Origin of the sequence: Brenneria roseae subsp. roseae, assembly GCF_003115845.1 — a bacterium.
Lineage (GTDB): Bacteria > Pseudomonadota > Gammaproteobacteria > Enterobacterales > Enterobacteriaceae > Brenneria > Brenneria roseae.
Genome location: NZ_KZ819022.1, coordinates 269,248 through 285,115, shown reverse-complemented (window position 1 = coordinate 285,115; position 15,868 = coordinate 269,248). Strand labels below are relative to the sequence as shown.

The 15,868-nt window shown below is 49.4% G+C and carries 19 protein-coding genes; 3 read left to right on the top strand and 16 right to left on the bottom strand.

Translation table 11 applies throughout. The annotated features are described in order from the left end of the window. Window positions 1–365: 365 nt before the first annotated feature. A complete protein-coding gene (locus tag DDT52_RS01340) occupies window positions 366–1,055 on the top strand; it encodes a hypothetical protein (protein ID WP_136154768.1) in 690 nt (229 codons plus the stop codon). 370 nt (window positions 1,056–1,425) lie between these two features. On the opposite strand, the gene DDT52_RS01330 is transcribed toward DDT52_RS01340, so the two are convergent. The 3 genes from DDT52_RS01330 to DDT52_RS01320 form a co-directional block, all read right to left on the bottom strand. After that, window positions 1,426–1,992 carry an RBBP9/YdeN family alpha/beta hydrolase gene (locus DDT52_RS01330; protein WP_136154766.1) on the bottom strand — a complete coding sequence of 189 codons (567 nt, stop codon included), beginning with the start codon at window positions 1,990–1,992 and terminating at the stop codon, window positions 1,426–1,428. Window positions 1,993–2,256: 264 nt separating this feature from the next. Continuing rightward, window positions 2,257–2,781, bottom strand: coding sequence for a GNAT family N-acetyltransferase (locus tag DDT52_RS01325; RefSeq protein ID WP_136154765.1), 525 nt, complete (start codon window positions 2,779–2,781; stop codon window positions 2,257–2,259). A 261-nt stretch (window positions 2,782–3,042) separates the two neighbouring features. Beyond that, on the bottom strand, window positions 3,043–3,315 hold the full coding sequence (locus tag DDT52_RS01320) for a hypothetical protein (RefSeq protein WP_136154764.1): 273 nt from the start codon (window positions 3,313–3,315) through the stop codon (window positions 3,043–3,045). A gap of 566 nt (window positions 3,316–3,881) precedes the next feature. Here DDT52_RS01320 and DDT52_RS01315 point away from each other — a divergent pair. Further along, window positions 3,882–4,433 (top strand): hypothetical protein, encoded by a 552-nt coding sequence (locus DDT52_RS01315; protein ID WP_136154763.1) that lies wholly within the window; start codon window positions 3,882–3,884, stop codon window positions 4,431–4,433. Between the two features lie 235 nt (window positions 4,434–4,668). On the opposite strand, the gene DDT52_RS01310 is transcribed toward DDT52_RS01315, so the two are convergent. From DDT52_RS01310 to DDT52_RS01300, 3 genes are all read right to left on the bottom strand, one after another. After that, window positions 4,669–5,244, bottom strand: coding sequence for an alpha/beta hydrolase (locus DDT52_RS01310; RefSeq protein ID WP_136154762.1), 576 nt, complete (start codon window positions 5,242–5,244; stop codon window positions 4,669–4,671). Window positions 5,245–5,445: 201 nt separating this feature from the next. Beyond that, window positions 5,446–6,828 carry an ATP-dependent RNA helicase DbpA gene (gene dbpA / locus DDT52_RS01305; protein WP_136154761.1) on the bottom strand — a complete coding sequence of 461 codons (1,383 nt, stop codon included), beginning with the start codon at window positions 6,826–6,828 and terminating at the stop codon, window positions 5,446–5,448. Window positions 6,829–6,983: 155 nt separating this feature from the next. Then, window positions 6,984–7,484 (bottom strand): YbaK/prolyl-tRNA synthetase associated domain-containing protein, encoded by a 501-nt coding sequence (locus tag DDT52_RS01300; RefSeq protein WP_136154760.1) that lies wholly within the window; start codon window positions 7,482–7,484, stop codon window positions 6,984–6,986. A gap of 345 nt (window positions 7,485–7,829) precedes the next feature. Here DDT52_RS01300 and ypdK point away from each other — a divergent pair, with 345 nt between their 5' ends. Further along, entirely contained in the window at window positions 7,830–7,904 is a 75-nt protein-coding gene (gene ypdK / locus DDT52_RS01295; protein WP_099606229.1) for a membrane protein YpdK, read from the top strand. A 177-nt stretch (window positions 7,905–8,081) separates the two neighbouring features. On the opposite strand, the gene DDT52_RS01290 is transcribed toward ypdK, so the two are convergent. The 10 genes from DDT52_RS01290 to gspF all read right to left on the bottom strand — a co-directional run bounded on the left by DDT52_RS01290 (window position 8,082) and on the right by gspF (window position 15,867). After that, complete coding sequence (locus DDT52_RS01290) at window positions 8,082–8,933, bottom strand: prepilin peptidase (protein ID WP_136154759.1); 852 nt, start codon at window positions 8,931–8,933, stop codon at window positions 8,082–8,084. Between the two features lie 211 nt (window positions 8,934–9,144). Next, entirely contained in the window at window positions 9,145–9,885 is a 741-nt protein-coding gene (locus tag DDT52_RS01285) for a type II secretion system protein N (protein ID WP_136154758.1), read from the bottom strand. Continuing rightward, the gene (gene gspM / locus DDT52_RS01280) at window positions 9,875–10,369 is read right to left on the bottom strand and encodes a type II secretion system protein GspM (protein ID WP_136154757.1); all 495 of its coding nucleotides are present in this window, start codon (window positions 10,367–10,369) and stop codon (window positions 9,875–9,877) included. The genes DDT52_RS01285 and gspM overlap by 11 nt, the downstream gene beginning before the upstream one ends. Next, on the bottom strand, window positions 10,366–11,580 hold the full coding sequence (gene gspL / locus DDT52_RS01275) for a type II secretion system protein GspL (protein ID WP_136154756.1): 1,215 nt from the start codon (window positions 11,578–11,580) through the stop codon (window positions 10,366–10,368). The genes gspM and gspL overlap by 4 nt, the downstream gene beginning before the upstream one ends. After that, a complete protein-coding gene (gene gspK / locus DDT52_RS01270) occupies window positions 11,577–12,563 on the bottom strand; it encodes a type II secretion system minor pseudopilin GspK (protein WP_136154755.1) in 987 nt (328 codons plus the stop codon). The genes gspL and gspK overlap by 4 nt, the downstream gene beginning before the upstream one ends. After that, window positions 12,563–13,192, bottom strand: coding sequence for a type II secretion system minor pseudopilin GspJ (gene gspJ, locus DDT52_RS01265; protein WP_136154754.1), 630 nt, complete (start codon window positions 13,190–13,192; stop codon window positions 12,563–12,565). The genes gspK and gspJ overlap by 1 nt, the downstream gene beginning before the upstream one ends. Then, window positions 13,192–13,557, bottom strand: a complete 366-nt coding sequence (gene gspI / locus DDT52_RS01260) for a type II secretion system minor pseudopilin GspI (protein ID WP_136154753.1) — start codon at window positions 13,555–13,557, stop codon at window positions 13,192–13,194. Before gspI ends, gspJ begins: the two co-directional genes overlap by 1 nt. Beyond that, entirely contained in the window at window positions 13,554–14,135 is a 582-nt protein-coding gene (gene gspH / locus DDT52_RS01255) for a type II secretion system minor pseudopilin GspH (RefSeq protein ID WP_247595453.1), read from the bottom strand. Before gspH ends, gspI begins: the two co-directional genes overlap by 4 nt. 44 nt (window positions 14,136–14,179) lie before the next feature. Continuing rightward, complete coding sequence (gene gspG, locus DDT52_RS01250; RefSeq protein ID WP_136154752.1) at window positions 14,180–14,608, bottom strand: type II secretion system major pseudopilin GspG; 429 nt, start codon at window positions 14,606–14,608, stop codon at window positions 14,180–14,182. Between the two features lie 32 nt (window positions 14,609–14,640). Next, a complete protein-coding gene (gspF, locus tag DDT52_RS01245; RefSeq protein ID WP_136154751.1) occupies window positions 14,641–15,867 on the bottom strand; it encodes a type II secretion system inner membrane protein GspF in 1,227 nt (408 codons plus the stop codon). Window position 15,868: the final 1 nt, after the last annotated feature.

Sequence of the window (15,868 nt, the reverse complement as noted above, 5' to 3'; positions counted from 1 at the left end):
GCAGATACACAGACCAAATCACTTACATTTTGTTCAAGATGAGAAGGTCAATTCTTACCTATTTAATTCCGGTGCAAGCAATGTAAAAACAGACATCTTTTAAGTAAAAGAAAAACCAGTGCCAGGGAAAGAATTAGCCTGTAGTTTTAACTATGGGCTTTTTTGTCGCATATATAAAAATCACCAAAATAAAATTTTACTTAGTTAAGGATATCTGTGGGTGTTTTCCCAAAAAACAACATTTTCATGCCACATGCAGAGCATATATAGATTACATAACAAAAAACACCCTTGAAACCACATCAGTTTTGCAGGTAGACTATACTGATGAAAGACTTAGGATGATCTGATGAAAGGGATACGATATGCAAACATCAGAATATTTAAAATACAAAATGGAAGCAGATAGGGTTCTCGCAACCCAGTTAAATGATATTACGAAAAAATTAAAGAATAATACAATAAGTCTAACAACTGATTTATCTAATGGTATAGAAAGAGCCAGTTGGTATACATCTTGCCTTATTGAAAGCTATAACGATGTATGTCAAGAATTACAGCATGAAGATTCTAGAATGGTTTACTCCATAAAAGAAGTATTCAAAAGAGATGATGTCATTCTTGACATGGTAAAAATCTATATAGATTTTTTAATAAAAGATTTTAATGAGAGTAAACAAATAGCTATAGCCAAAGCAATTTTAGGTGTCACATCTGAAATGGCAACAAACAGAGCAATAAGAGAATCAATATCGTATGTGTTAGCTAAATCGATTAGCGCATCTCTTAATTTCAAAACATCTTTGCGTAAAAGAATAAATCAAACTACTTATGTTGCTATTACAGTAACAGCATTTTATGGCAAAGTGCAGGAAGCTGCTATGTCAGCTCGACACTTACGGGATATTAATCCCACTCTATACGGTTTATTTTATTCTCAAAACTTAGAAATGTTATATTTTTTAATCGAACCAGTCATGCCAGCTTATTCTACAATAAATTCAAGAAGTGAAGAAGAGATAATAAAAATGATTAATGGAATGATAAAACAATGAACCTAAAGAAAACAATAAAATATGTAATAAAAAACTTTATAATTACTGAAATTTCAATTGTTTTAATCATTGCCTTATGGTTCCTATATGTCTCATTCATCCCTGAACATTGGATGAAACTAATGCTTCTATCAATAGCCATAATTATATTTATAAATATTAAATATGGTTCGAAAAAGTAAGACCGAATATGAAATTCGGTCTTATCAAATTAATGATCTATCTTTATAAAAAATATCTCATTTATTTTATCAGGCTTGCAGAAGTAATAAAACTGAACATCCAGAAAACGTCATGCCGCAGTTTCTACAGGTATGACGATCGTATTTAAACGCCTTTATTTTCATATTGTTATCATGATTAACACGTATCATTTCAAATAATCACGAAGTATGTTATTTAATGCCGGAAACTGATGAAAACCATCATCGTCAGAGAAATGTCCACACCCGGTAAACCGATATAATTCCGCATCCAGTTGTTGACACAGTTTCATCGTATGATGAGGGGCAACCACTTTATCGTCAGACGATAAAATCGTAATTCTATGTTTTATTATTTTACGTAGCAGATCGAAATCAACGCTTTCTTCGGTAAAAGGGTTAAGTTCAGGATACTTTTCGACCTGCTCTGAAAAACCGGAAACTAATATTACGCCGCCGACAGCAAACTGTTCATGCAAAGAGGACAAGTAATGCAAAACGGTAATACAACCCAGGCTATGTCCAATAAACCATGTTTTTTCATCGGGTGGTGAAATCGTATTACTCAATTGTTCCAGCCATTTATCAGGCTCAGGCGCTCGGGGCATTGGCATTCTGGGGATTAAAACGCGGATATTGACGTCTTCACACTGCTGCCGCAGCCACTGAAACCAGTGATGGCGAGGCGTTGATAAAAACCCATGCACTATAACGACATTATTGACACAGCTCATATCATACCTCTCCTCGACTGATCCGAAATGGCACCCGCTGATTACGGCTAGCGTATGAGAAAATACAGCGATATTAATATGGCATACCTCTGTGTCAGAAACATGTCAGTCTCTGTTTTAACGTACCTGCAATTAATACCCCAAGTTGACGATAAGATAAATTCATTAAAATTTAAATATTTTGTAATTTTCATGACCCAGGATCATATGAAAAAATATGTTTTCCTGAATATTTCTGATGATAATCAGCGTAAAATGGAAGAATCATCTTGTTATTTTATCTATTTCCAAGCGCATGGCACAGCGCCACGCCAATGGTAATCCATGTTCAGCCTCAGACATCATTGTTTTTTTCAGTCGTTCACTAATAGCGTTTTTATCAAGAAGATTAAACCCCATACGTGCATAAAACGGGGCATTCCAAGGCACATGGCTAAATGTAGTCAGCGTAATAGCAGAAAGAACATGTTTATAAGCCATTTCAATAGCCTTTTTAATCAATGCGCTGCCATAACCTTCTCCTTGCCTTTCACAACGAACCGCCAATTGCCATATATGCAGTTCGTCTTCGATGACTTCAGCGCTTAAAAAGCCTATTGGCGTGTCATCATCAACAATAACCCAGCAAAAGCCAAGTAATATTGACTCACGATAGCGTTCAATATATTGCTCTGTATCATTTGCTATCCATGCCAGCTCAGAAATTTCTCTGAACACTTGATCCGCAGATTTTTCAATCCCGGATAATTTATCCAGTTCATCTATTTTTGCCAATCGTATTTTGATCATAACTTTTTCATTGAAACATAATTTTTATCAATAAATAGAGTTCATGCTACGGCATCCTGATAATTATTTTTATAGGCTCACCAATCTAAAAATAATTTTTAAATCAGCCCACCGTTCGAACATGATACAAGGATATGTCAGAATTTAAATTGATGGCTCACACCTACACCCGCCGTCTCTTTAACCACCATGTTCTCATGACGGAAATATCGCCCAGTAGCGACGACAAACTTGCGTCGTTCAAAGCGAATTCCTTATTTATCAACATTCGTCATGTTGACAGCAGGGGCAGACATGCACCTCAGAAACATCCATGGCGGTGACGCCTTCAGAATCCCATTCAACTCTTACAGGCTGTCCTTCCGCAAGTGAGTGATGCAGGTATTTACTGACCGGGCTTTCCGTCATACCCGTAATCTCTTCCGTGGCGACCAACGTCTCTCCGACAAAAATTCTGGCCGTGGCCAACGACGCAGTTCGTTGATCGCCAGATTGCCGATATAAATGGTTAACCGTCAATTTGATACTGCTCATGACGTTACAGATACTCAATATTGCTAGAAGACAGAACGTCAGTGTAGCCTTTTCCGTTGCGGTTGTAGAGAGGGGGAATAAATCATAAGCAAACATAATCAATAATACTATACTAAAAAAGGATCTTGTCTGATTTTACGCTACATTATCGATACCATAACGGCACTGAGCCAGAAAAACATTAGATATGGTTATGATTTGTGTTACGAAAAACGGAACACTCAATCGACACACCAGGTCTTAATGCATTTTTAGTAAAAAAAATCTAAAATTATGCACTTTGGTTATTAATGAAAAAAATTTTTTAGCCGATTTACTTTACGATAACGTGTTTTTATAACGCTATTCCTTTGTCATAAATTACGTCTTTGCTGGGCCGTGTCATTGATGTCATGAGACTGGAGAATGGGCTGTGATTGCTACAGGAACCTATTCTGCCGTCAGTTAAAATAATCAATCCGGTCACTAATAATGATTATATATCAATCATTTGGATTTAACACATTGAAGTGACGAACTGGTATGAAAACTGCCGGCATTAAATAGATATAAGAAGGAGTTATATTGTGGTTATTCCAGATATTCAGCCCCTGAATGTAAATCTCCAACTCAATCTGCCTACGGCGGGGGTTGCCACAAATGCAGATGCCGTTCCCCCTATCAATACGGGCAATAAAACCGACACATCAACGACAAATTCCGACTCATCGCACTCAAACTCAATGGCATCGGACAGCGATACAAAAGTCACGTTGTCATCCGATAAAAAACGCGGGGCCGATAGCGATCATGCGGAGAAAAAACCAGCCGAAGAAAACCAAGAAGAGCAGCCAAAAGCCTCCGCCGAATATACGATTACGATGACGGGGATTCCCCTGTACAACGGCAAACTGGTTTCCCTTGTTAAATATCCTGACGGACAATCGGAAATGTTTGATGCCTTTACTGGAAAACGGATAACGCAGGAAGACCTCGCCTTATTGAACTTTCTGCAAGGTTCGGGAACAGCGCAGGAGGTATTAACCTTCGAAAGTACCGTATCATACAGCAATATGTCTGCCGCCGAGGTCTATCAGCAGATCCAGGAAATGCTGCACGGCGATAGCGGCAATAAATAACCGTTTTAAACATTAAAATAACGGATTATCTTTCAATTAAAAAATTGTATGGACGCGCAATAGATTTTAAATTGCAGGAAATCCGTCAGCAAAAGAATTCCGATGAGTTTATTTAACTAAGTGATTCGGATGTAAATCCGCGACGTCATGATAACAGACGTATCGTTTAATATGCTGATATGTAATTAAAAAACATTGCACCGGGAATCGTTGACTGATGCAAAAACAGATCGGATCATTGATGGGAAATAATGATTGTCTCAGTAAAGGTCGCCAGTCGATTAAGTCCGTATTCCCAGTGGCCAAAACCAGCCTCTGCATTGATGTGCCCCGCTTCTCCGACATCCACCAGCTCACTCCCCCATTCCTCAGACCAGTGCTGTGCACGAGAGAACGTCATGAGTGGATCGTTATGGCTGGCAAACGTCAGGCTGGGGACGGATAGACGAGTGGCCTGAATCCGTTCTTCAATTTCAAAACGCATAGGCTCTGCCGGCGCCACCATCATCACCCCCGCAATGCCTTCCATTCCCTGCTGCACCACATAACAGGAAGCCAGTGCGCCAAAGCTATGACCGATCAACACCGCTGGACGCATGCAATTCGCCAGTTCCCGGCGAATTGCCAATACCCAACGATCCAAATCCGCCTGATACCACTCCCGCTGGCGTATGCGTTGCCAGTCAGGAAAGCGTTTTTCCCAATGGCTCTGCCAATGATCCTCATCGCTGTCACGTAATCCGGGAACCAGTACCATGGCCAACTGCCGCCCTGCTTCCGCCAACCGCCGGTCTACTTCTGTTGTCTGCATCCGCCCAACGCCCCCGTCTACATCCTTCATCTTTCAGGATCAAAAAAACATCCCATACTCAGCCGGCCGTTCAGCTCCTGAGCAAAATCGCCTCAACGTCATACTGTAACTCACGTATTTCGAACGATAAAAACTATCGCCTGAAATAACCATACGCTTTACCCGACGACCACGCTATCCCGATCGGTATTAGCCGCAAGGTTATTTCAACAACCGGACTTTACAGTTTTTGCCCTTTATCTTGCCCTGCTGAAGTTGCTGCATTGCCCGCTTGGCGCTGGCTTTACGGATGGCGACATAGGCATGCATAGGAAACATATCGATTTTACCGACTTCTGCCGCGGTTAACCCCGCTTCGCCGGTTAATGCCCCCAAAATATCACCTGGGCGAATTTTGGCTTTACGGCCGCCGTCGATACACAGCGTCATCATTTCTGGCGCCAGTTCGGCTATGCCGCTGCGACTGATTTCTGCCGTTGATGCCCATTTGATTGGTATACCCAGATAATCTTCAAGCAGATGAGCACGGTTCATCTCCTGCGGTACACATAAACTAACCGCCAGCCCCTGCATCCCCGCTCGCCCGGTTCGGCCAATACGGTGAACATGCACTTCCGGATCGAAGGCCAATTCGAAATTCACCACCAGTTCCAGCTCTTTAATATCCAGGCCGCGGGCGGCGACATCGGTAGCAACCAGCACACGGCAACTGCGATTGGAAAAACGCACCAATACCTGATCGCGCTCGCGCTGTTCCAGATCGCCATGCAGGGCCAACACGCTGATACCACGAGAATCCAATGCGTCAAATACGCTCTGACAATCACGTTTCGTATTACAGAACACCACACAGGAGGCCGGCTGGTAGTGGCTCAGCACAGCCATTAACAGCGGTAGACGCTGCTCTTTCGTGGTTTCATAAAAACGCTGTTCGATTGCCGGTTCGGTATTCTCATCAGCCACATCGACGTTGAATGGTTGACGTTGAACGCGGGCGCTGATCTGCTCTATCTCATTCGGATAGGTGGCAGAAAACAAGAGTGTCTGACGATCCGCCGGCGTATAACCGATCACATCATCAATCGCGTCAGTAAATCCCATATCCAGCATGCGGTCGGCTTCATCCAGCACCAGCACTTTCAATGCATCAAGCGACAGAGACTGCTTGCGCAGATGATCCTGAATTCGTCCCGGCGTCCCCACCACGATGTGTGGCGCGTGAACCAGCGAATCCAGCTGATGCCCCATAGGCTGGCCGCCACACAGCGTCAGGATCTTGATATTCTGTGCAAAACGCGCCAGACGACGCAGTTCCTTGCTGACCTGATCGGCCAGTTCACGCGTCGGACACAGCACCAGCGCCTGAGTGACAAACTCCTCGACAACAATCTGATTGAGTAGACCAATACCGAAAGCAGCCGTTTTACCACTGCCGGTTTTCGCCTTGGCGCGTACATCGGCACCGCGCAAGATGGCCGGTAATGTAGCGGCCTGAACGGGAGTCATTGCCGCATAGCCCAGTTCATTGAGATTAGATAACTGCCCGGCAGGCAGAGCAAGGGAAGAAAAAGAGGTTGTACTCACAATAATTACTCTTATTACCAACGGTAACGCGACGAAAGGCTGCGCCAATCCAAAGATGGCGCGTGATTTGCGGCAATAATAACAGAGATGGTCGCGGTTGCCCGATTTACCTGATAAATGAATGTCCCGGACTTATCAAGTATGCAGGATTATGCTTAGCCCGCTGCGGGCAGCTTCAGAAAAGGCAGGAGCCGAGGTTGGGCAATGCGCCGGTAATCCTGCGTATCAAGAATGACAGAACGTTCAAGCGTTCCGGCATTGAACGCAAGCTCATCAAACCGGACAAATAACAACGGATCGGCAACCAGTAACAGATCGGGATGAAAGCTAAACGGCGGAATAGCGCCAAAAACGCAGTGCGTTAAATCGTCCACTTCTTTTGGGCTGGCCAACGAAGCACGCGTTCCCCCGATCCCCTGAGCCAAACGCGATAAATCAGCCTGCTGGTCGGCGGGTAAAACGGCTAAAACATGCTGACGAATCCCGTTCCCTTTCACATGACACACCAGTGCCTTAGCGCCCTGTCCTAGCTGTGTTCCGCGCTGTTGCGCCACCTCTTCAGAGCGACCGGCGCTGGCGTGACTCACCACGCGATAACGAGCCTGCTGCTGGTCCAGCAGCAAACACAATTTCCCGAAAATATCTGTTGATTCCATACCGCTCCCTACTGAAAATCGTCACAGAACAACGTGCTGAAAAAGGCCGTAACCGCCTCATCAACCACAGCTTTTATCGTACACCCCTTTTCACCATTTAGCAGCGGTCGGCAATGAACGCTTTTTAATGCTATTTCTGCAAATATAGTGTCTGAACCCTCTTGAATTATGCCCCTCACTCGGCGTAGATTGAGCGCCGATCCCGTCATAACTGGTATTACCCCTGGTGATGACAACGGGAAATGGTTTTCCGCTGCGCGATCGCAAACGGGATGCATTTCCCTTCCATAATAAAACGCACAATCGGGATCGTTGCTGGCGTGGTTTCTGCTGGAGAATATATCGGTGAAGTATTTTTTTATGGGTATCTCATTCTGTCTGGTCGTTTGGGTGAGTACTTTTATGCTGATGGTGGAATAACCAGTCATTTGCCTGACAGAAGCAAGTTTACTGAAGGGCGCAAAACAGAGATGTACAAAATAGCAAGCGTAAAGCAGGCTGATGGTGTTAACACCCTCAGCCTATTTTTATGCGTTCGTTCACCCGATGCGGTTTACTATGAATTGCGCATTGCCATAGGACGTTGTTATAGAAGGGTTAGGGTATAACGCCGATTCCATTAAGCACCACGCCGATTCCGCCGCCAACAGCAAGCCAGGGACCGAATGCCAAAGGCTGATTGGCGTTTTCCCGTCGCGCCCAGCGCCATACTATCGTGAAAATCAACCCGCTCAACGCGGCGATGAGCATCAGATTGGGTAAAGCACGCCAGCCCAGCCAACCTCCCAACGCCGCCAGTAGCTTGAAATCGCCATATCCCAGCGCGTCTTTGCCTCGGAGCAGCTTAAATCCCCAGTACAGTAGCCAGAGAGATAAGTAACCCGCAATCGCGCCAATCACCGCATCATCCAATGAAACAAACGTACCTGACAGGTTAAAAAGCAAACCTAGCCAGAGTAAAGGCAGCGTCAGCACATCTGGCAATAGCCATGTTTTCATATCCATCACTGTCAGCACTAACAGGAACGATAGCAGGATCAATGCGCCTCCCAGCGCCATGCCCGGTTGCCAGAGTAGTCCCGCGGCCATAAAGAGCAACATGGTGAGCGCTTCAATCAGAGGATATTGTGCGGAAACAGGCCGCTGGCAGCATCGGGAGCGCCCACGCAGCAATAGCCAACTGAATAACGGAATGTTGTCTTTCATCGCGATGGCGCGCTGGCAGTGTGGACAGCCGGAGGGGGGCCACCAGAGATCGTAACGAGGCTCATCAACGGACGGCGGCAAACCGAGTTGGGCGCGAGCGTCACGCTGCCAGCGACGTTCCAGCATGATAGGTAATCGGTAAATCACCACATTCAGGAAGCTGCCCACAATCAGTCCAGCCAGGGCTAGCGCCCCCAACCACCATTCGGGAAATCCCTCAGCAAATGCCAGTACTCCTTCCATGCCAATCCCATCCCGGTAAACAGAGTATCCATCCTCTTTCAAGTTGCAGGCGCGTTATCCGGTTGCCGCCTTTCTGCGTCCTGAAAGCTAGTGGATATAATCACGTTGAGTAAAAGATATCCCGCTTGAGCCCTGTACATATTTTCATAGCCGGCGTGATACGCCAATGGGTCAGACTGAGGATCGTGGGTTATTGCGAATCGCTGCGCAATTATTGCGGAAAACGCCCCTGGATATTCACGGTGCTGACGCCTTTGGCATCGGTTTTTCCGATTTTAGTCAGCAGTTTTTTTATTGTTTCAGGCAATCCCTCGCCGCTGGTGAGTTGACCGTTAAATTGGTATTCACCCTGTGGCGACACGCGTCCTTTGCCGGAAAATTGCAAATGTGAGGACATCTGCTGCAACTCCGCTTCAATACCGCCTTGCTGACAGCGTAAAATAGCCTGGGGCGTCGCCAGCAGGATGCCGCCAAGTGGGGTTTTTACCTGCGCGTCCGGCCAGTTCAGCGTTGCATCCAGTGACTGGCAGCCGTTGCGATCAAGCGTCGCCTGTCGCAGATTTAATTGCAGATTGCCCTCTGCGTTGACCGGCACCATGAGTGGAATAAAACGCAGCAGATAGCCTGCGGGAACAGAGAGTTGCCATTGGTAAAGCTGCGCCCGTTGCCAGCCGCGGATCATCCCCCTGCCCTGAATACCCTCTGGATTTTGAATATTGAGTTGTAACGCAGGCATGAGTGACGACATGGTTATCGTCCACCGCACCTCATCCAGCTTCAGGGTTTTCCAGTGAAGCTGCTGCACGCTACCCCGCCATAGGGTGCCTGAAACATTATCTATTGATACGTCCGGAGGTAAGTGATTAGCAATCAAACGCGCCGGTGCATGAAAAACCAAAAACAGACCATATGCCAGCACCATGGCAAAAAACCAGACCGCTTTACGCTTCATCCACCCTCTCCAGCAACAGCCTGGTAATCTCCACGTTACCAGGACGTTGCTCCACGGCCGCGACGTCTAAGGCCAGAACCTTTATGCCGTTTTTCTGTTCCAGTTCATTCAACCAGCGGATCAGCACGTTGAAATCACTGCGTGTCAGCGCCACCGAAACCTGGCTGCCTTGCGGCTGTAGCCGAACAACCGTCAGGCCATAACGCCCGGCACTCTGCGATACCAGAATAGGCAGGCTGATATCACGACGTTGGACGCTCCCCTGCGTTTGCCCGTCCGGTGGCAACATCGCCGCCTGCTTTTGCATCCAGTTGACGGTCTGCTGTTCACGAGAAATAGCGAGCTGCCACTGATGCTCCCGGGTTTGCCAGGGCTGCCATAGTGCGGAATACGCCAGAAAAAGCAGCAGCGCGCCAGCACAGGCCAACAGCAGCCGCTGCTCTCGTTGGCTTAAGGCACGCCAGCGCTGACGTAATTCGTTCATGGCCGGCTCCTTAACGTTAATCGTCCTTCGACATATCCCTTTTCCTGCCGCATCTCCCCGGCCTGAACCTGATAGTACGCCGCCGCCTGTTGTTGCAGTTGTTCCAGCTCCTGGTACGACGTTGCCTTCAACGCCAGCCGCAGTTCGGTGCCTTGCGCCTCGTAAGACAGGGATTGAATCTGTACGTTGCCATTCTGTGCGATGAGCGGCTGCAATGCCGCCAATTGGCTGAGCAACCCCTGCGATCCATGCGCCGCCGCCCGTTGCAGATGTTGCTGCATTTGCAACCGTGGATTAATGACCGTCGTTTCTGATGGGAAGAGTTGCCGATAGATTCTGACGCTTTCCTGACGCCAGTGGTTTGCCTGCTGGTAAAGCTGATAATGCGTCCACCCCATTTCGCCAATCAATAACAACAAATAACATAACAGCGCGACGCCGACGCCTCGCCAGGGAAGCAGGGTATTACGCCACGCGTTGACCGACGCGAATTCGCCCTGCCGCAGATCGGCAGAGGGTGGAAGGTGCGCCCTTGCCGCCAAAGCAAATAAATCGGTTTCCGGCTGTGTCTGCCATTCGGTCAGCGACAGTTCCCCGCAAGCTGCGGGTAACGCGCTATAGCTGTAGATTGCGGGCAACGGCGCAAACGCGGTCAATAGCTCGGCAAACCATGATGACTCCGCGGCCATGGCATGACCATTTTCCTGTCGAAACAGCCACGTGCCGTGATGATTCAGCGTACTCCAGCCATCTTTATGCCGCGGCAACATCCACGCATCAGGTAACAGTGAATCCGCTACGACCCCCAATTCAGCGCATTGTGATAACCAGTGGTGCATACGCTTTTTTTCCACAACGGCAACCGTGCCGATGTCCCCTTGCCGCGCCAATAAAGCAAAGTGTAACTTTTCGATATCGGTGGCTAGCTGGTCTTCCAGCATAAACGGCATCACTTGTGCCAGTTGACGCCGCGCCTGCCGGGGAAGCGTCACAGAATGAAAGGTTACGTCGGCGGCAGGCACCAGCACTCGGGTAAACGCCAGTGCATGGTAGGTCTCTAATGATTTACACACCTGTTCCGCGCGACCGCGCCCTTGAGCCAGAATATGATCGCCGCCGTTTGCCCTCACCTGCCATTCGATGGCTTCTCCCGTTTCCGCCGGAAGCCGGACAATCAGGCAGGGTTTTCTGATGTGCTGGTGTTGATTCATGGATTCACCGTCCTATATCCTCCATATTGCCGCTGCACGACCAGAGCCTTCTGACCACTGAGCTGAATCAAGCTGCGTTGATAAAAATCATTGTCGCCGACGCGCACATGCAGCTGTGCGAAAAACCATTCACTTTTCACCGCCAGTATTTTTTGCACGATATTTTTACTGTTTGCGGGCAATAGCCCCGTTTGCTGAAGTACGGACACACTTCCCCAACCAGTACGCGGTCTTTGCTGTATTAATGTCACCGCCTGCGTCACCGTCATTTCTTTCAGAAAAAGCGCCGCCAGCAACGGCGCCTGCGACTCCGTCAGCGTATTGATGTTTATCAGCATCGTATCGACGGGTAACGCGCAGACATACGGCAATAAACGCCGATACAGCTCGCTGTCCATGCCGTATACCGCACGTAATTCGCTGATCTCGCTCATCGCCCGGTTTCCCGGATGGTAAGGCGCAGGCAGCGAGCCATAAATTTCATCTTCGGCGCCATTCGTCAGCGGATGACTATCAATATCAATCCAGTCGCGCACGGCGGCCGTAATCTGTTCCGCTCGGGTCGCTTCTTCGCCCAGATGTTGCAACAGCATGCTAAACACCAGAGCCGGATAGGGCGTTGTTACCTGCGTGCTTTCATTGTCTATGCCCTGATTGATCGAATTGAGATTGAAACAGGTACGGGCATCCTGTAACTGCGCATACACGTCGCCGCCCTCGACGGGGAATCTGCGCCCCTGTTGCGCCCAATTTTGCGCCAGATGCGTTCTGTCAGGCGCATTCAACGCATCGCGCAGCAAAAGTTTGCCAGCCAGGGCTTCTGCTCCCAGGGCATACCATTTGGCCTGTTGACGGCTGAGCTGACTGTCTGTTCGCAGAAACGCCTTGCCGCTGCGTTCAGCAATGACGGCGGCCACCGTTACCATCAGCGCCAGTATCAACAACACGACCAGTAACGCGACACCACGCTGGCGAGACTTCATTATTTAACCGGCCCGGTGGTAATAAAAAACATGCGCGACATTTCGCCATAGTCCCTTAACGTCAATATCACTTCGATTCCCTGTGGCAGTTGGGCAGGATTCTCCCAGCGATCCCGCCAGACTTTATTGGTAAAGAAACGCAGGCGGAATCCGTCAACCTGCGCAAGCAGCGGTTTTACGCCCGGCTCCTGTCCCTCTATAGGATCGGGATACGGGTAGGTAAGGCGCTCCAGCGTGTTATTACGTAACCGGTAAGCCACCGGCTGAAGCTCGGAGCGAGGTAGCAGACCGAACGGATTCTGCCAGCCATTACGCATAAAACTGACGCCCCAGTCGTCGCTTTTCAGTTGATCTCTGCCGGCATAAAACAAAGAGGTACTGCCGCGGCTGCCGCGGGCAATCATCTGAGAGAAATCGTTGTCCATCTGGGTAAAAGCCCGTTGCAGTTCAGCCAGACGTTCCGCCTTGCGTTGGGAAATTTCGTCGTTGCGCATGACCCCGTTCAATACCTGAAAGGCGCTGAGGCTCAGTGCCGCAAAGATGGCCAGCGCCATAATCATTTCCAGTAACGTAAACCCCTGCTGGCGCGCGTTGCTTCTCGGTTTTCCCGGTGCTATCTTCACCGGCATTATTGCTTCACCACATAAGTGCGCAGCGTACCGTCGGCGGCCAATGCGTCTTTATTACGCCGAACTTCAACATCCAGCGCGCGAAGCTGAGATTCGCCCGTTTCCTCGCCTCGCCACCGCCAATACCAGCGCTGGCCTGCGAACGATGTTTCTCCTTTTACCCAACTGGTTTCAGGCCAGCGCTGTTCAAGCCGCAGCCGCACCTGCTGATTTTCCGCAATCCAGCCGGCAAAGGTTTTCTCCTCCAGTCGGCTCAGACTTCCGGCCTGTTTTGCCGTCGTCTGCAACACGGCGACGCCGGCCAAGGCAAAAACCGTTAGCGCCACCAGCACTTCCATTAAGGTCATGCCCTGCTGTCGGCTCATGGCTGCTCTCCCTGTTTGAGCGATGTTCGTATCATTCCGCTGACATCCACCTCCAGCCAGTGCGACAGAGATTTATTCTCGGATTGCAACAGAAGCCTGAAAGGCGTGATTTCCCCGCCGGGAAGAATCAATATGTCGGGTTCGTCGTCATCTTTACCGCGTATTTTTTCCGTTTTCTTCCCATTTACCTGCAACAGTTCAAGGCGCAACGAATCCGGCAGAACCGCGGAAGGATTAACACGATGGGGCTGCCAGAGACGCCATTTATAACCTGTCCAGCGCGTATCGCCGCCCCCGGTGAGTACCGCAGATGAGGCGTCCCTTTGTAACTGATAAAACTGCCAACGATCAGGGTATATCCGCACGCCCAGCATGAATTCATGGAGTTGGCTGGTTTCAGACGCCAACTCCAGCTGCGTCTGAAAACGGGCCAGCTGCCAGGCACTGTCATTCTGGCGTTCTGTGGGGAATGCCATCACCACCAGACTGGCCGCCACTCCGGCCAGCAGAATGACCAGCATCATTTCCAGCAAAGTGAATCCTTGCTGATATCTCCCCATCGGCCGCGCTATTGTCATTGCACCTGACTTCTTTATTCCGGTTTACGAACGGTATGACACATTTATTTGCTGCCGTTGAGATTCCAGTTGCCGATGTCATCTTCCGTGCCCGGCATACCGTCAGGCCCGAATGAAAAAATATCCAGCTTGCCGTGCTGACCGGGGTTCATGAGTTGATATTCCGCGCCCCACGGATCCTGCGGTAAACGTCGGATATAGCCATCTTGTGGATAATTACGTGGTTCCGGTTGCACCGTCGGCTTTTTCACCAGCGCCGGCAATCCCTGTTCCGTTGTCGGATAGCGGCTGTTGTCAAGTTTGTACATATCCAGCGCGCTTTCCAGTGACACAATGTCACTGACCGCTTTCTGGCGATCCGCCTTCTCCTTGTTCCCCATCAGGTTCGGTACGACCAGGCTCGCCAATACGCCGAGAATGACGATAACCACCATAATTTCCAACAGGGTAAAACCACGCTGACGTTGTTGCATCCTTACTTTTCCTCACTCAAGTGTTGGTTTTTTCACAAACTCATTAACGTATTCAGTTGCAGGATCGGCTGTAGGATGGCGAGGACGATAAACAACACGATTGCCGCCATACTCACCACCAGCAAAGGTTCAAACAGTCCCAATGCCAGCGCCATCTGCGCACTGAATTCACGATCCTGATTATCCGCCGCCCGTTCCAGCATGCTGTCCAGTTCTCCACTGCGTTCGCCGCTGGCAATCATATGGCGCATCATCGGGGGAAAGAGCGCGCTCTGCTCCAGCGCCTTGTGCAAACTGACGCCTTCCCGCACCGCATCCGCCGCCAATGCCAGCCGATACCGGGCGTAGTCATTGGTCATGACATCGCCGCTGATACGCATAGCCTGCAACAGCGGTACGGCGCTGGCATTCAGGATACTCAGCGTACGGGCATAGCGTGCGGTATTCAGTCCGCGGGCAATACGACCCAACACAGGCAGATAGAGCAAGCGCCGGTGGAAAACAATACGGCGTTTTTCCTGACGCAACAGGACGCGCAGCGCCACAAAACCGGCCAGCAGCGCCAGCACGACCCACGGCCCCGCCGTGCGTACCGCATCACTCATGCCCATCAGCAGACGCGTTGACAATGGCAGCGCCTGTTTCATATGGATAAACTGTTCGACCACTTTGGGTACGACGGCCGACAGCAAAATGCTCACGACGGCAACCGCCACAACGGTCAACACACAGGGATAAATCATGGCCTGCTGTATCCGGCTGCGCATCTGTTGACGCTGCTCGGTATAGTCCGCCAGTCGGTTGAGCACCACATCGAGATGACCGGATGTTTCCCCCGCGGCCACCATCGCGCAATACAGGCGTTCAAAACTGCCGGGAAAACACTTCATGGCGTCCGCCAGCGAATGCCCTTCCATGACCTTGCCGCGTACCGCCGCCATCAATTGGCTTAAGTGGGGTTTTTCACTCTGTTTGGCGACAGCATCCAGCGCTTCTTCCAGCGGCAACGCGGCGGCGACCAACGTCGCCAGTTGCCGGGTGAGTAACGCCAGATCGGACGTGCTGATGCGACGCTGTCGCCGCAGAGCGAAGCCGGCAGCGCCCGATTTTTGCTGTCCGTTCAGGCTTTCGCTCACCGCAATCGGCATCAGACCGCGTTCACGCAGTAACTGACGCGCGTGTCTGGCGGAATCCGCCTCCTGAGCGCCCCGGCATTTTTTTCCCTGAGCATCCAGTGCCTGATAGTGATACTGCGCCATA

Coding starts and splice junctions, on each gene's coding strand:
- DDT52_RS01340 (WP_136154768.1), top strand. CDS start 366: ATGCAAACATCAGAATATTTAAAATACAAAATGGAAGCAGATAGGGTT.
- DDT52_RS01330 (WP_136154766.1), bottom strand. CDS start 1,992: ATGAGCTGTGTCAATAATGTCGTTATAGTGCATGGGTTTTTATCAACG.
- DDT52_RS01325 (WP_136154765.1), bottom strand. CDS start 2,781: ATGATCAAAATACGATTGGCAAAAATAGATGAACTGGATAAATTATCC.
- DDT52_RS01320 (WP_136154764.1), bottom strand. CDS start 3,315: ATGAGCAGTATCAAATTGACGGTTAACCATTTATATCGGCAATCTGGC.
- DDT52_RS01310 (WP_136154762.1), bottom strand. CDS start 5,244: ATGCAGACAACAGAAGTAGACCGGCGGTTGGCGGAAGCAGGGCGGCAG.
- DDT52_RS01300 (WP_136154760.1), bottom strand. CDS start 7,484: ATGGAATCAACAGATATTTTCGGGAAATTGTGTTTGCTGCTGGACCAG.
- DDT52_RS01290 (WP_136154759.1), bottom strand. CDS start 8,933: ATGGAAGGAGTACTGGCATTTGCTGAGGGATTTCCCGAATGGTGGTTG.
- DDT52_RS01285 (WP_136154758.1), bottom strand. CDS start 9,885: ATGAAGCGTAAAGCGGTCTGGTTTTTTGCCATGGTGCTGGCATATGGT.
- gspM (WP_136154757.1), bottom strand. CDS start 10,369: ATGAACGAATTACGTCAGCGCTGGCGTGCCTTAAGCCAACGAGAGCAG.
- gspL (WP_136154756.1), bottom strand. CDS start 11,580: ATGAATCAACACCAGCACATCAGAAAACCCTGCCTGATTGTCCGGCTT.
- gspK (WP_136154755.1), bottom strand. CDS start 12,563: ATGAAGTCTCGCCAGCGTGGTGTCGCGTTACTGGTCGTGTTGTTGATA.
- gspJ (WP_136154754.1), bottom strand. CDS start 13,192: ATGCCGGTGAAGATAGCACCGGGAAAACCGAGAAGCAACGCGCGCCAG.
- gspI (WP_136154753.1), bottom strand. CDS start 13,557: ATGAGCCGACAGCAGGGCATGACCTTAATGGAAGTGCTGGTGGCGCTA.
- gspH (WP_247595453.1), bottom strand. CDS start 14,135: ATGACAATAGCGCGGCCGATGGGGAGATATCAGCAAGGATTCACTTTG.
- gspG (WP_136154752.1), bottom strand. CDS start 14,608: ATGCAACAACGTCAGCGTGGTTTTACCCTGTTGGAAATTATGGTGGTT.
- gspF (WP_136154751.1), bottom strand. CDS start 15,867: ATGGCGCAGTATCACTATCAGGCACTGGATGCTCAGGGAAAAAAATGC.